The following is a 13,347-nucleotide window of genomic DNA, read 5'->3' as shown; positions in this document are numbered from 1 at the left end:
AGCAAATCAATCGCTTCAATCCGCGCTTTCTTCATCAGGCGGATCAGTGGCTTCCGTGTCCCCATCACCGCCCCCCGTCAAGACGGCAAAGGCATCGTCCACCGGATCAAGCAGCCCCGCCGCGCGCAATTCCTCGATCCCGGGCAGGTCTCGCCGCGATTTTAGACCGAAATGTGTGAGAAATTCGGAGGTTGTCGCGTAGATCGTAGGCCGCCCCGGAACTTCGCGCCGCCCGGCGATGCGCACCCAACCCGCCTCAAGCAACACGTCCAGCGTGCCCTTGGCGGTCTGCACCCCGCGAATCGCTTCGATCTCGGCCCGGCTGACGGGTTCGTGATATGCGATGATTGCCAACGCTTCGGTCGCCGCGCGTGACAGGCGTTTGGGCTCCTCCTTTTCGCGGCGGAGCAAGTGCGCCAGATCAGGAGCGGTCTGGAAGTGCCAGCGGCCTCCTCGCTCCACCAGATGGACGCCTCGGTGCGCGTAGGTGCATCTCAGTGCATTTAAGGACGCGCTTACGTCCGCCCCTTCAAGGTGCGCGGAAATCTGTTGTTCCGTAAGGGGTTGCACAGAGGCGAACAGCGTCGCCTCAACCGCGCGTTCTAGGTCGTCGGGCTGCGTCATGCCGCTCGTCCTGAGCCTGTCGAAGGAGTTGCTCGCAACATCAGCGGCCCAAAAGCTTGATCCTGAGCGATTTCTGCCTTGCCCTGCTTGGCCAGTTCCAGCGCAGCCAGGAAACTGGAGGCCAATGCCGATTTGCGCAACATCGGATCGCCATCCAGCGGCAAAAACGCGCGCAAATCGGTCCAGTCCATCGCCACGCCCAGCATCTTTGACACCCGCGCCAGTGCCGCGTCCAACGTCATCACCGCGCGTTCACGCACCATGTGGACGACCGGCCGATTGCGGTGCTTGATCGCGCCATAGGCCTGGATCAGCGAAAAAATATCACATTTCCACAAGGCTTTGCGATCTACGCGCAAGCCCTCGGGGGCAGCCCGCACAAACACCTCACGCCCCACCCGGTCCCGCGCCATCAGCCGCGCTCCAGCTTCGCGCATTGCGCCAAGGCGTTGCAGCCGCAGTTGCAGTTTAAGCGCCAATTCTTCGGGGCTTGGCTGAACCTCGGGATCACGCGGCAGCAATAATAAAGACTTGAGATAGGCCAGCCACGCCGCCATCACGAGGTAGTCAGCAGCCAGTTCGAGCTTAAGCGCCTTGGCCTGCTCGATATAGTCGAGATACTGTCCCACCAGTTCGAGGATCGAGATGGTCCGCAGGTCCACCTTCTGCCGCCGGGCCAGTTCCAGCAACAGGTCGAGCGGCCCTTCCCACCCATCCAGCTCGAGATAAAGCGCCGCATCGCCCGTTTCCGCCGCAGCAATGCCGCCCCATTCGGCCTGATCGTCAAACAGCGCGGGTTCGGCCAGATCGTCCATCAGGCAAGCGCCAGCAGCTGGTCGCGGGTGGCAAGCAGTTCAGTCTGATCCGCCAGTTCGGCAGGGCCATCAAAGCTGGCCGTCGGGGCTAGCGCGCGTTCAAGCCGTTCGGCAGTCTTGACGCTCATCGGGGCCAACGCCTTGGCGATGCCGACCATATCGTCCATTTTTGCCCAGCAATTCAGGGCAATATCACAGCCCGCAGCCTGCGCCCTCGCCGCACGATCAGACACGGCACCGCCCAAGGCCTGCATGTCGAGGTCATCGGTCAGCAGAAGACCGTCAAAGCCAATCGCCTTGCGGATGATCTCTTCGATCACAAATGGGGAAAGTGTGGCAGGGTTTTCCGCGTCCCACGCGATGAAGCGCAGATGGCCGGTCATGCCGATGGTGGCGTGCTTTAGCGTGCGGAACGGGGCGAGGTCTAACTCAAGTTCTTCAGCCGATGCGGTGACGAGCGGCGTTTCCTTGTGGCTATCGACCAGTGAACGGCCATGCCCCGGCATGTGTTTGACAACGCCCGCAATTCCGGCCCGCGCCAGCCCATCGAGCGTTGCCCGCCCCAGCGCCGCCACACGCAGCGGTTCAGTGCCCAGCGCACGATCCCCGATCACATCGTGCGCGCCGGGTTGGCGCACATCAAGCAGCGGAAGGCAATCGACGCTGATCCCCGCCTCGGCCAGATCCAGCCCGAGCGCATGGGCATTGGCCCGCGCCGCCTCAATCGCGCTGGCAGGGGCCACATCATAGAGCCGGTCAAAGGCCTCCCCCGCGGGATACGCCTGCCAGACCGGCGGCTTCATCCGCGCGACCCGCCCACCTTCCTGATCGATGCAGATAAAGGTGCGGTCGCGGCCATGAAGCTTACGCAAATCATCGGTCAGCGCGCGGACTTGCGCGCGGCTTTCGATGTTTCGCCCGAACAGGATATATCCAGCAGGATCGCAATCACGAAAAAACGCGCGTTCATCGTCAGTCAGGACGGGGCCGGACAGGCCGAAGATGGCAGGCAACATCCCACTGGAATCGCGCAGGATCGCCCGATTTGCAAGGGTAGTGGCGGTGTTGGCGGGGGAAAAGGGACGGTGGTGTTTGTGCCGGGGCGTAGTTGAAGCAAAAAAGCCAAGCCCCGGATCAAGTCCGGGGCGACGATGACATTTGGATGATGGCTGGGGCGCGTTGGATATTCAATCTATCGTCAGCCCGGACGTGATCCGGGCCAAGGCTCACTCGTTCAACGCTTTACCTGACACTTAAGGCCACCAGCCTGCAACCGGCGGCACAATGTATCCGCCGCTGCACCATCAGCGGCCACAGCCTGCAAGCGGTGGACGGTGCCGATATCGGCTTTCCCCTCAATCACGCGGTGTGACAGGCCTTTAAGCGCTTCGTGATTAACCTGCAGCTTCTGCCACGCAGCCTCGGCGGTGGCCTTGGACGAGAATGCGCCGATCTGCACGCCAACCCCGCCAGTAGCCGGTGCCGGAGCTGCAGCGACTGCCGAAGCCGACGCGCTAGGCTTGGCTGAAGGCGATGCAGCTGGTGCAATTGCAGGTGTGGGCGATGCTGATACGGCAAGGTTGGCGGCAGGCTTTTCGCCCTCGCTTACCTTGAAGCTGGAATCGCCGGTGCCGGCAAATGTCTTTCCGCCCGGATCGCTGGGCGCGACCTTGTATGGCTCTTTGCTGGCCTCAATCAGGCTGCCATCGGCATTGTTGGCTACCGAACTGCGATTGCTGGCATACCAGATCCCGCCGATGAGCGCAGCGAGGACGAGCAGGCCGCCAAGGGCGATGCCGATCAGGCGACCGTTGCCGCTGTCTTCCTCGTCACCGTCAAGATCATCGGCGCTTTCCAACCACGGCAAACGCTCTTCATCGCCGAGCGCAAGGCGTTCGCCCGCCACAGCTTCGCCAAGTTCCTCGGACACATCGAAAGGCTTTTGGACACCGGGTTGCAGCGCCGTCGTGTTGTCCCAGTCACCGTTCTGGTCATTCTCGCCGTGCATCTTATGCCCCTGCTACGCTTATGCCTGACGCCGCGATTTCGTTGGCGTCAAAGTTCCTCAGCGGCCACGACGCCAAGCAGCGCCAGACCATTGCGGATTACCTGCCCGATTTGCGCCGCAAGGAAAAGCCGGGCTGCAGTCAAAGCGGAGTCATGTGCCACAATGAACCGCTTCTCCGGCCGATCATTCCCAAGATTGTAGTAGGAATGGAACGCCGAGGCGAGATCGTGGAGGAAGAACGCCACGCGGTGCGGCTCGCGCGCCACAGCGGCAGCTTCCACGTTGCGCGGGAATTGCGCAGCAAGCTTGACCAGCGCCAGCTCTTCCTCACCTAGCAATGACAGGTTTTCACCTGATGGGGCAAAGCCTTCGTCGGCACCCTTACGAATGTTCCTGCAGATGCGCGCATGGGCGTACTGCACATAGAACACCGGGTTATCCTTGCTCGCTTCCACCACCTTGGCAAAATCGAAGTCCATCTGCGCATCGGGTTTGCGGGTGAGCATGGTGAAGCGCACCACGTCCTTGCCCACTTCATCCACCACATCAGATAGCGTCACGAAATTGCCGGAACGCTTGGACATTTTCACCGGCTGGCCATCGCGCAGCAACTGCACCATCTGCACCAGCTTGACCTCGAACGGCTTCGGAGCACTGCCATCAGCGCTGGTCAGCGCGGCCACGGCGGCCTTGATCCGCTTCACCGTGCCCGCATGGTCCGCGCCCCAGATATCCACCAGCGCATCGGCATTCTGCGCTTTCTGGAAATGATAGGCGAGATCAGCGCCGAAATAGGTCCACGCGCCGTTCGATTTCTTGATCGGGCGGTCCTGATCGTCGCCGAACTTCGTGGAGCGGAACAGCGGAAGTTCCACAGGTTCCCAATCGTCGAGTGTCTTGCCCTTGGGCGCTTCGAGCAGGCCATCATAGATCAGATCGTGGCTGCGCAGATATTGCTCAGCCGCATCGACTTTGCCCGAGGCCTGAAGCTCCGCTTCGGAGGAGAAAAGATCGTGGTGAATGCCGAGGGTGGCAAGATCAGCGCGGATCATGTCCATCATCGCGGCCACGGCGCGGGTGCGGAACGCGATCAGCCAGTCAGCTTCGGGCGCGGCCGCATACTTGTCGCCAAACTCAGCTGCCAGTGCCTGCCCTAACGGGACGAGATATTCGCCGGGGTAAAGGCCTTCGGGGATTTCAACGCTTTCGCCCAGCGCTTCACGATAGCGCATGTGGACTGAACGGGCGAGAACATCGACTTGCGCGCCCGCATCGTTGACGTAGTATTCCTTGATGACCTTGTGCCCGCTGTAGGACAGCAGATCGGCCAGCGCATCGCCCACCACCGCACCACGGCAATGGCCCATGTGCATGGGGCCGGTCGGGTTGGCCGAAACATATTCGACATTCACCACTTTGCCGCCACCCATGGTGGAACGGCCGTAATCTGGGCCTTTTGTCGCAATCAGCGCAAGTTCGCCGCGCCATGCGTCATCGGTCAGCCGCAGGTTGATGAAGCCGGGCCCGGCGATTTCTGCCGAGACGACGCGCGGCTCTTTTTCCAGCTCAGCCACCAGCGCCGTTGCCAGCGCGCGCGGGTTGGTTCCGGCAGGTTTGGCCAGCACCATGGCGGCATTGGTGGACAGATCTCCATGCGCCGCATCGCGCGGAGGCTCACACGTGACGGCACCTCGCGAAAGGCCAGCGGGCAGCGTGCCTGCGGTTTCGAGCGCGGTCAGCGCGGTGTCGATTACCGATGCGAAATCGGCGTGAAGGTTTATCCGGGCTTCAGTCATGGCCGCGCGGTTAGCCCAATCGCGCGCGGAGCGAAAGAGCGCTTACTTGCGGACGTTATACTGCAACTGCGCTTCGTTCAGTTGGAAGCCCACCAGCAGTTCGAAATTAGCGCGGGCAAGCGCCGCCTTTACATCGGGCTGCGAGAGCGGATCGATGGCCGCATCCTGATCCCCGGCGCGGCGCTTGCGCGTGATGCGCTTTACCATGTCTTCGGGCAGCGATGCCTCGGCCTTGCTGACATAGGCAGCGGCTTGGCCCTTGGCGGTGGCGCGGGCTTGCCCATCGGCAAACTCGATCACGACTGTGCCGAGCCGCTTGGCCACCACCGAATTGCCGCCCCGAACGACGGTGGAAAAATAGGGCAGTTCCACACGGCGGGCGCCGCTGGTGTTAGTACGGCGGGCCAGCACATCGAAGCTGGCAACCGAATAGAGCTTTTCTCCATCCGAGCACTGCGCGCGCAAGTTGGTGATCACCGCTTCAATATCAATCGCCGCCGAATCGGTGCGGCCCGGGGCTGAGAACATCGTGATATCGCCGGTGTAATCAGGAATGCCCACGCGTGGGCAAGGATCGCGCAGCGCGGTGACGCCCACGGCATCATCAACCACCAGTTCGCCGCGCTTTCCGCCACAGGCCGAGAGCGCCAGCGCCGCCAGGAGCGGAACGCCCAAAAGCGCGATACGGCGGGTGGATGCGTTCATGGGCACTGTATCCTCAAATCACGGGCGGCACACGCAGGTGCCGGAATTTGCGCCACCTCTAATCGCCGCATGCGCTTTCGGCAATGTTGCTTTCGGCCCGAAGCTTTCAACAGGGCCAGCCGCTTTCGGCAATAGCAGTAGGGCGCGCTTGCTGCTAAGTGGCAAAGCATGAACGCCAGCTTGCCAGATGTCGCCGCCGAAACGGCCCCCATACGCCTGCTTATCGCCGCCCCGCGCGGTTTCTGTGCCGGAGTCGACCGCGCCATTGAAATCGTCGAACGCGCGATCGATCGCTATGGCGCGCCCGTCTATGTGCGGCATGAAATCGTCCACAACCGCTTTGTGGTGGATGGGTTGAAGGCCAAGGGCGCGATTTTTGTGGAGGAACTGGATCAGGTGCCCGATGGCGCGCCGGTGGTCTTTTCCGCGCACGGCGTGCCCAAGGACGTGCCGCAGGACGCCACCGCGCGCGGGCTGGACTGGCTGGATGCCACCTGCCCGCTCGTGTCCAAAGTTCACCGGCAGGCCGAACGGCAGGTTGAGGCTGGACGGCATATCCTGTTCGTGGGCCATAAAGGCCATCCCGAAGTGATCGGCACGATGGGCCAGGTGCCCGATGGCACGATCACGCTGGTTGAAACAATCGAAGATGTCGCCAAGCTGCCGTTTGGGCCAGAAGAGCCGCTGGCTTTCTTGACGCAAACCACGCTTTCGGTGGACGATACGGCAGAGATCGTGGCCGCGCTGCGGGCGAAGTTTCCGCAGATGGTCGGGCCGAAGGCAGAAGACATTTGTTATGCCACGTCCAACCGGCAGGAAGCGGTCAAGGCGATTGCCGGGGAGTGCGATCTGCTGCTGGTGATCGGCGCGCCCAACAGTTCCAATTCGTTGCGGCTGGTCGAAGTGGCCGAACGCATGGGCACGCGCGCCAAGTTGATCCAGCGGGCGGTTGAGATCGATCCTGAATGGCTGGACGGTGTGAACACGCTCGGCCTTACAGCGGGTGCCTCTGCCCCTGAAGTGCTGGTGCGCGAAGTGGTGCAGAAGATCGGCGAACTGCGTAGCGTTTCTGAAGAGACGGTGACCACCACCGAGGAAAAGATGGTGTTCAAGCTGCCGCGCCAGTTGACCGACTGAGGGCACCACAATCATGGCGGTCTATACCCAGATCGGCGCGGAGGAAATGGCCGCGCTTGTGAGAGAGTTTGACGTTGGCGAACTGGTTTCGGCCAAGGGCATTGCCGAGGGCGTTTCGAACAGCAACTGGCTGCTCGATACCACCGGCAAGGATGGCAACGGCGCACGGTTTATCCTGACGATGTACGAATTCCGGATAGAGCTGGAGGACCTGCCCTATTTCCTCTCGCTGCTCGATCATCTGGCGGCCAAGGGCTGCCCGGTGCCGCGCACGATCCATGACCGCGAAGGCGCACTGTTCCGCCGTCGTGGGGAAAAGGCACTGGCGCTGATCGAATTTCTTCCCGGCGTTTCGGTGAGCGAGCCAACGGTGGGACAGGCGCGCGCGGTGGGCGCGGCATTGGCGCAGATGCATGGCGCAGCGTCGGACTTTGGCGGATCGCGGGCCAACGGCATGGGCCTTGCCGAATGGCAGCGGCTGTTCGATGCCTGCGGGGCTGATGGGCTTGCCTCCATCGATCCGGCGCTGGCGGGGCTGGTGGCGGACCATCTGCCGCGCGTAGCGGCGGGCTGGCCGGAAGGGCTGCCCCGCTCGGTCATCCATGCCGATCTGTTCCCCGACAATGTGCTGATGCTGGGCGACAAGGTCGGCGGATTGATCGACTTCTACTTCGCCTGCAACGATCTGATGGCTTATGACGTGGCAGTGACGCACGCGGCGTGGTGCTTTGATGGGGCGGGCCGCAATTTCAATGCGGACATCTCCAAGGCCCTGCTGGCTGGGTACGAAGCCGTCCGTCCGCTGTCCGCCAATGAGCGTGCGGCCCTGCCCTTGCTGGCGCAAGGCGCGGCGCTGCGGTTCACCTCCAGCCGCGCCTTTGACTGGCTGAATACGCCCGCAGATGCGCTGGTGGTGCGCAAGGACCCGATGGCCTTTGCGCGGCGCTTGCAGTTCTATGCGGCCAATCCCGCCATATTCGAAAAGAGTGTTTTCGCGTGAAGCACGTCGAAATCTTCACCGACGGCGCGTGCAAGGGCAATCCCGGCAAAGGCGGCTGGGGCGCGCTGCTGCGCATGGGGGAGCGCGAGAAGGAGCTGTCCGGCTCGGAAAAGGACACGACCAACAACCGCATGGAACTGATGGCCGCGATTCAGGCGCTGCAGGCACTGAAACAGCCCTGCCGCGTGACGCTGCACACCGACAGCAAGTACGTGCTCGACGGCATCACCAAATGGATCTTCGGCTGGCAGAAAAAGGGCTGGAAAACCGCCGACAACAAGCCGGTGAAGAACGAGGACCTGTGGCGCCTGATGCTTGATGCCGTGCGCCCGCACCAGATCGAATGGGTCTGGGTCAAAGGGCATGACGGCCACCCCGAAAACGAGCGCGTGGACAAGCTGGCCAGCGATGCGGCGGTGGCGGCTTGAAGGATTTAGCGCTTATCGGAGCATTCAGCACGCCGATACCAAGTCACCATCTTCAGTTGGCCTAACACTTTCGATTCACCCGGTTGATAGGCAGACGAGCCATCCGTAGCGCTGCAGACATGCTTTTGCGGGAAAAGCGTAGGCACTTCATCCCATTCAACGGTGCGCATGACAGGTCCGCCAACTGACCACGCCTGATGCTGTGAGATCACCATCTGGCCTGACAGCCCCTTAGACCATGGAGAGTTTTCTGGCGTGGTCACCACAAACACGCGGATCGGGCAACTGCCAAAACGCTGCTGGCAATAACGCCCGAAAGCCATTGCAAATGCTTCGTTTATCACGAACACAGGGATCGTCGGATCGGCACTTGCCAATGCCACGGCTTCGGGCCAGCGATCCCACTCACGGTTGGGATAATCCTCCCGATACGCAAAGCCCGATAACGTCAGCGGCAGCAGGACAAGCGCGCCTGCCACAAATGCCTGCCGGATCTGGTGAATTGCCAGTCCCAGCCCGACTGCAAATATCGGATAAAGCCCAAGGATCGTGCGTTCCTGCATGATGGTGGTCTGTTGCGAACCGAGATAGAAAATCAGCAGAGCGGCCGCGCAAAGCGCCATGATTGCTGCTCCCCAACGCACCATCACCGCAAAGATCACCACGGGCACCAGAGTTACCGCAGCAATGCCGGTAGGCACAAACGTGGGCTGAGGCGCAAAGACTTCCCGAATGAAATAAACCGCAAGGCCTGCATATACTTCATCCATCCAATCAAGGTTCTTGTTTGAACCCATTTGCTGGAAAGTAATCAAAGCCCACCATGCATAGCCGATTCCTACGATAAGGTTGCTGACCATCCATCGCGTAAAGACCGGATGTTTGTGATCGGAAGCCAAAATCCAGCCTGCAATCAGGATATTAAGTGCAGCATACACCACGAGTATTGTTGTGTGACTGTAAAGCGCTGCAAGCATGCCGACGGTAAAAACTGCCCAGTCTGATCGCGCGCCGCCCTGGGTTGATCCGGCGTGGTGATCCTTGACGATGCGAACAAGGGCGAGGCAAGCAACACTCGTTGCGAAGGCAGAAAGCGCATAGGCCCGCGCATGTTGGCTGTAGAAAATGTGGTACGGATTAAGGCCAACGAACAATGCCGTAACCATGGCAGGAAGCCAACTTCCGCCAATTCGGCGGCTTATCAACGCGGCGACAATCACCGTGCCACTGCCGAAAAACGCCGAAAGAGATTTGATGGCCAAGTCCGACTGACCGAATACACCCATCCAATAATGCAGGATTGTGTAGTACAGTGGTGGATTAGGCTCGCGCACCATCCAGTCGCTCCACAGCCGCGACATCGGCTGCTGCGCAAATGCGATCGAAGCGATCTCATCGTGCCAAAGCGAATAATCAAGACCAATCAGGCGCACAGCAACGCCAAGGCCAATGGCCAAAAGCGTCAAGCAGAAGAAGATGCGTTCGCCACGGACGCCCATCGCGCCTGATGGATCAGCCCACGCCTTCACAAACAAGCTTCTGCCCCAGTCACCCAAGGTCAACCCGGTTGCGCTCTTTCGCTTGATCACCTGCCTCCACGTTCAGCGACGCAATTTGATTAAGTTTGAAGTATCCTTCGGTTTTCAGGCTCTGAACCCAAGAATTTCGGCGTTGGACCTGCCGTCGGCTCCTGCACTCCACGCAGTACTGTGCGCAACGATTGAACGGCCATCGCCCTTAACATCTTCTCGGCACTGGCAACGACGTGGGCAACGCGTGTTGGTGACCGCCCATCTGCGGTGCATGATGCTTGTCACCTTGTAAGAAAAGCGCCCGATTTTACTCGACGGTGGTGTCCACCACTTCGGCAGCAGGCCCGTTCTTCAAGATCGATTCAATCGCGTTCTTTGCACTGGCCTTGCTGGAATAGCCTTCGGTCCAGAAGATCGATTCCTTGTTGTAGCAAAAGTACGCGACGAACTCTCCGGCCTTGTTTTTCCGAATTTCAAAACGGTGTGCCATCATGATTCCCCTCAAGTGGTCCAATGAGGAACCTACCACGCAATCTCAGCCGGCAAAGGGCCAATTCTGTCCTATCCGGCGGCAAACCGCGCGGGCGAATAGACCGCTGCATCGATTTCCGCTGTCAGTCCATCACGCGGCAGGCCGAGCAGCGATTGCGCGGCAAGGCGCGCGGCAGCAGGGGCGGTCTGGATGCCAAAGCCGCCTTGGCCTGCAAACCAGAAAAAGCCCGGCACCGCAGGATCGAAGCCATAGACTGGCAGCCGATCCGGCGCGAAGGAGCGCAGGCCGGCCCAACGGCGCTCCACCGCTGCGATCTGCCAGTCCACGACATGTTCGAAGCGATCAATGGCGATGGCCACGTCCAGTTCCTCGGGCGCGGCATCGCCCGCCACATCGGGGATTTCGTCGTGCGGGGACAACCACAGACGGCCGCCTTGAGGCTTGAAATAGAAGTCCTCGTTGATGCCCAGCACCAGCGGCAGGTCTTCGGGCGGGGCGGGATCGGTGCGCACTTGCGCTATCGTGCGGCGGAGCGGTTGAATGCCCAGCGGCGCGGCACCGGCCAGCGTCGCAAGGCCATCCGCCCACGCCCCGGCGGCATTGGCGATCAAGCTCACACGCGCTTCACCGCCTGCCCAGCCAATGCGCCAGCCCTCGCCCTCACGCTCGATCTGCTCCACCCGCGCGCGGACGCGCAGGACAGAGCCGGTACGCTTTGATGCGGCAAGGTAATGCTGGTGCAGGCCTGCAACGTCGATATCCGCGCATTCCGGCTCCCATACGCCGATCACCCATTCGGAACGCAGGCCGGGAACCCGCGCGGCGATGGCAGCGCGATCCTGCAGGTGCAGCGTCGCGCCAAGCGCCGTGAAGGTTTCGGCAAAGGCCTCCACCTTCTCACGGTCTGCCGCCTGCCCGATGTTGAGCGCCCCGCGCGGCGAGAGATAGCCGCCTTCGCGCAAGAAGCGGCCCGATGCCATGGTCAGCGGCACCACGCCCGGCCCGCCATAAGTCTCTTCCCAGAACGCAGCAGACCGGCCCGTGGTGTGATAACCCGGCGTATCTTCTGCTTCCACCAGCAGCACGCGGGCATGGGGCGCGCATTCAGCCGCAAGGCTGGCACCGGCCATCCCTGCGCCAATCACGGCAACATCAAACTCGCCTGCAAATCCGGTCATGCAGCGGGGGCCTCATCCACTGGAGGGGCCAGCCGGTCGAGAAAGTCGTCAATCGTGCGCACCACCTTGTCGCGCACCGCATCAACCTCGCGTAGCAGCTCGTGCCGCGCCTCACGACCCCAGACGTTGAGCTGCGCGCGCGGCAGGCGGCGGGCGGCGGTTTCCGTGGCTTTTGACGAAACCAGCCCATCATACTTGGCCGAAACCAGCAGCACTGGAATGTCCACGTTCTCCAGCAAGCCCGGCGCATCAAGCGCGACCATCGAGGCATAGGCCCGCTCCACCCAGCGCCACGTGCCCGGCCCCATGCCCAGATAGGGCCGCGCCACTTTCCAGTGCGCTTCATCAGCATAGCGCGCTTCATCGTGTGTCAACAGCGTGTTGCGCGCGGCCAGCGTGGTGCCGGGCTTCTCGCTGATCTTCCATGCGGCACGTTCGGGATCACCGATTCGGCACATCGCCTGCGCCACCTTGTGTAGCACCCGATTCGGCCCCGGTGTAAGGAAGCCGAGCATTGGCGCACTCAACACCACCGCAACAGGGTTAATTTTTTTCTCCGCCACACTACGCAAAACCAAATGCCCGCCCATCGAATGACCGATGATTACATGGGGCGCCGGGGCCTGCTGCACCCATTGCGCCCAAAAGACTGCAAGATCATCGATCCACACCGAAAAGTCGCTGATGTGGCCCAGATCAGGGTGTGCCGAAAGCCTGCCGGATCCAGCCTGCCCGCGCCAGTCGAGCGCGGTTACGCGCCACCCTTCGCGGTGCCAGTAATCAAGCGATTCCAGATACTTCTCATAAAAATCGCCACGTCCCGGCAGGAACAGGATCGAACCGCGCGGGGTGCCGTCTCCATCCGGCAAAGGCACGCCCGGCCAATCGATCCGGCGGATGGTCCAACCATCTGATGCCCCCCACATGGCCTCTGCCGCAGCGGCGGAAATCACCCTGCGGTCTATCACGCCTGCCCTGCCCGATTCCATGCCGAAGCGCCTTCTCCTGCGCAATTCCGCGCCAAGGTTTGGTTACCGTTTGGTAAGTGATTGTCCCGTATGCCCCGAACCATGCAGGGGAACTTCATCGTTTACGGACTGGTCGGAGCATTGGCAATCGCGCTGCTGGTTGCCGCTTTCACCGATATCCGCCGCCGCCAGATCGACAACTGGCTGAACGCTGCCATCGCGCTGGGCGCGCCTGCCTATTGGTGGGCTGCGGGCCTGTCGCTCTGGCCGGATGTGGCGATGCAGGTCGGCGTGGCGATTGCCGCGTTCGTACTGCTGGCGGGCCTGTTTGCGTTGAAACTGATGGGCGGCGGAGATGTGAAGCTGCTCAGCGCGCTGGCACTGTGGCTGCAGCCGATGGTTTTCCTGAAACTGCTGTTGATGATGTCATTGATCGGCGGCGTGCTGACGATCGTGTTCGGTGCGTGGCACTTCATGGTGACCCGCAGGCGCGATGCGAAGATCCCTTATGGCGTGGCCATTGCGGCGGCGGGCCTGATCACTCTGGCTCCCGTGCTGGAGGCCGGCTGGCGCTCCGTCTCCGGGGCTGTGTCCGGGGCCTGAAACGCACTGACACAATTTTTAACCATTTTGCCCGAGACATGCGGGCCGGACTTTAGAAGG

14 protein-coding genes are annotated in these 13,347 nt (G+C 61.5%); 4 read left to right on the top strand and 10 right to left on the bottom strand.

Annotated features, from left to right (window positions below):
* Nucleotides 1-15: 15 nt before the first annotated feature.
* From scpB to AC2A1F_RS02240, 6 genes are all read right to left on the bottom strand, one after another.
* Nucleotides 16-624 (bottom strand): SMC-Scp complex subunit ScpB, encoded by a 609-nt coding sequence (gene scpB, locus AC2A1F_RS02265; RefSeq protein WP_484207150.1) that lies wholly within the window; start codon nucleotides 622-624, stop codon nucleotides 16-18.
* Nucleotides 621-1,439, bottom strand: a complete 819-nt coding sequence (locus AC2A1F_RS02260; protein ID WP_484207149.1) for a segregation and condensation protein A — start codon at nucleotides 1,437-1,439, stop codon at nucleotides 621-623. The genes scpB and AC2A1F_RS02260 overlap by 4 nt, the downstream gene beginning before the upstream one ends.
* Complete coding sequence (gene nagZ, locus AC2A1F_RS02255; RefSeq protein WP_484207148.1) at nucleotides 1,439-2,455, bottom strand: beta-N-acetylhexosaminidase; 1,017 nt, start codon at nucleotides 2,453-2,455, stop codon at nucleotides 1,439-1,441. Before nagZ ends, AC2A1F_RS02260 begins: the two co-directional genes overlap by 1 nt.
* A 218-nt stretch (nucleotides 2,456-2,673) precedes the next feature.
* Nucleotides 2,674-3,447 carry an SPOR domain-containing protein gene (locus AC2A1F_RS02250; protein WP_484207147.1) on the bottom strand — a complete coding sequence of 258 codons (774 nt, stop codon included), beginning with the start codon at nucleotides 3,445-3,447 and terminating at the stop codon, nucleotides 2,674-2,676.
* Between the two features lie 47 nt (nucleotides 3,448-3,494).
* Nucleotides 3,495-5,243 carry an arginine--tRNA ligase gene (argS, locus tag AC2A1F_RS02245; RefSeq protein ID WP_484207146.1) on the bottom strand — a complete coding sequence of 583 codons (1,749 nt, stop codon included), beginning with the start codon at nucleotides 5,241-5,243 and terminating at the stop codon, nucleotides 3,495-3,497.
* Between the two features lie 42 nt (nucleotides 5,244-5,285).
* Nucleotides 5,286-5,948 carry a hypothetical protein gene (locus tag AC2A1F_RS02240; protein WP_484207145.1) on the bottom strand — a complete coding sequence of 221 codons (663 nt, stop codon included), beginning with the start codon at nucleotides 5,946-5,948 and terminating at the stop codon, nucleotides 5,286-5,288.
* 168 nt (nucleotides 5,949-6,116) lie between these two features.
* Here AC2A1F_RS02240 and ispH point away from each other — a divergent pair, with 168 nt between their 5' ends.
* From ispH to rnhA, 3 genes are read left to right on the top strand one after another with little or no spacing between them, the layout of a single operon-like run.
* Nucleotides 6,117-7,085, top strand: coding sequence for a 4-hydroxy-3-methylbut-2-enyl diphosphate reductase (gene ispH, locus AC2A1F_RS02235; RefSeq protein ID WP_484207144.1), 969 nt, complete (start codon nucleotides 6,117-6,119; stop codon nucleotides 7,083-7,085).
* A gap of 13 nt (nucleotides 7,086-7,098) precedes the next feature.
* Nucleotides 7,099-8,085, top strand: coding sequence for a homoserine kinase (thrB, locus tag AC2A1F_RS02230; protein WP_484207143.1), 987 nt, complete (start codon nucleotides 7,099-7,101; stop codon nucleotides 8,083-8,085).
* Nucleotides 8,082-8,513 carry a ribonuclease HI gene (rnhA, locus tag AC2A1F_RS02225; RefSeq protein ID WP_298288422.1) on the top strand — a complete coding sequence of 144 codons (432 nt, stop codon included), beginning with the start codon at nucleotides 8,082-8,084 and terminating at the stop codon, nucleotides 8,511-8,513. Before thrB ends, rnhA begins: the two co-directional genes overlap by 4 nt.
* 5 nt (nucleotides 8,514-8,518) lie before the next feature.
* Here rnhA and AC2A1F_RS02220 read toward each other — a convergent pair whose 3' ends face one another.
* The 4 genes from AC2A1F_RS02220 to AC2A1F_RS02205 all read right to left on the bottom strand — a co-directional run bounded on the left by AC2A1F_RS02220 (nucleotide 8,519) and on the right by AC2A1F_RS02205 (nucleotide 12,705).
* Nucleotides 8,519-10,102 (bottom strand): glycosyltransferase family 39 protein, encoded by a 1,584-nt coding sequence (locus AC2A1F_RS02220; protein WP_484207142.1) that lies wholly within the window; start codon nucleotides 10,100-10,102, stop codon nucleotides 8,519-8,521.
* 250 nt (nucleotides 10,103-10,352) lie between these two features.
* On the bottom strand, nucleotides 10,353-10,535 hold the full coding sequence (locus AC2A1F_RS02215; RefSeq protein WP_484207141.1) for a YegP family protein: 183 nt from the start codon (nucleotides 10,533-10,535) through the stop codon (nucleotides 10,353-10,355).
* A gap of 71 nt (nucleotides 10,536-10,606) precedes the next feature.
* On the bottom strand, nucleotides 10,607-11,716 hold the full coding sequence (locus AC2A1F_RS02210; protein ID WP_484207140.1) for an NAD(P)/FAD-dependent oxidoreductase: 1,110 nt from the start codon (nucleotides 11,714-11,716) through the stop codon (nucleotides 10,607-10,609).
* On the bottom strand, nucleotides 11,713-12,705 hold the full coding sequence (locus AC2A1F_RS02205; RefSeq protein WP_484207139.1) for an alpha/beta hydrolase: 993 nt from the start codon (nucleotides 12,703-12,705) through the stop codon (nucleotides 11,713-11,715). The genes AC2A1F_RS02210 and AC2A1F_RS02205 overlap by 4 nt, the downstream gene beginning before the upstream one ends.
* 69 nt (nucleotides 12,706-12,774) lie before the next feature.
* Here AC2A1F_RS02205 and AC2A1F_RS02200 point away from each other — a divergent pair, with 69 nt between their 5' ends.
* Nucleotides 12,775-13,287: an A24 family peptidase gene (locus AC2A1F_RS02200; protein ID WP_484207138.1), complete on the top strand. Its 513-nt coding sequence runs from the start codon at nucleotides 12,775-12,777 to the stop codon at nucleotides 13,285-13,287.
* Nucleotides 13,288-13,347 lie beyond the last annotated feature (60 nt).

Source organism: Novosphingobium sp. HNCC26BN242, assembly GCF_057180525.1.
Note: the sequence above shows the minus strand (reverse complement) of the source record. Positions and strands in the feature narration are given on the sequence as shown.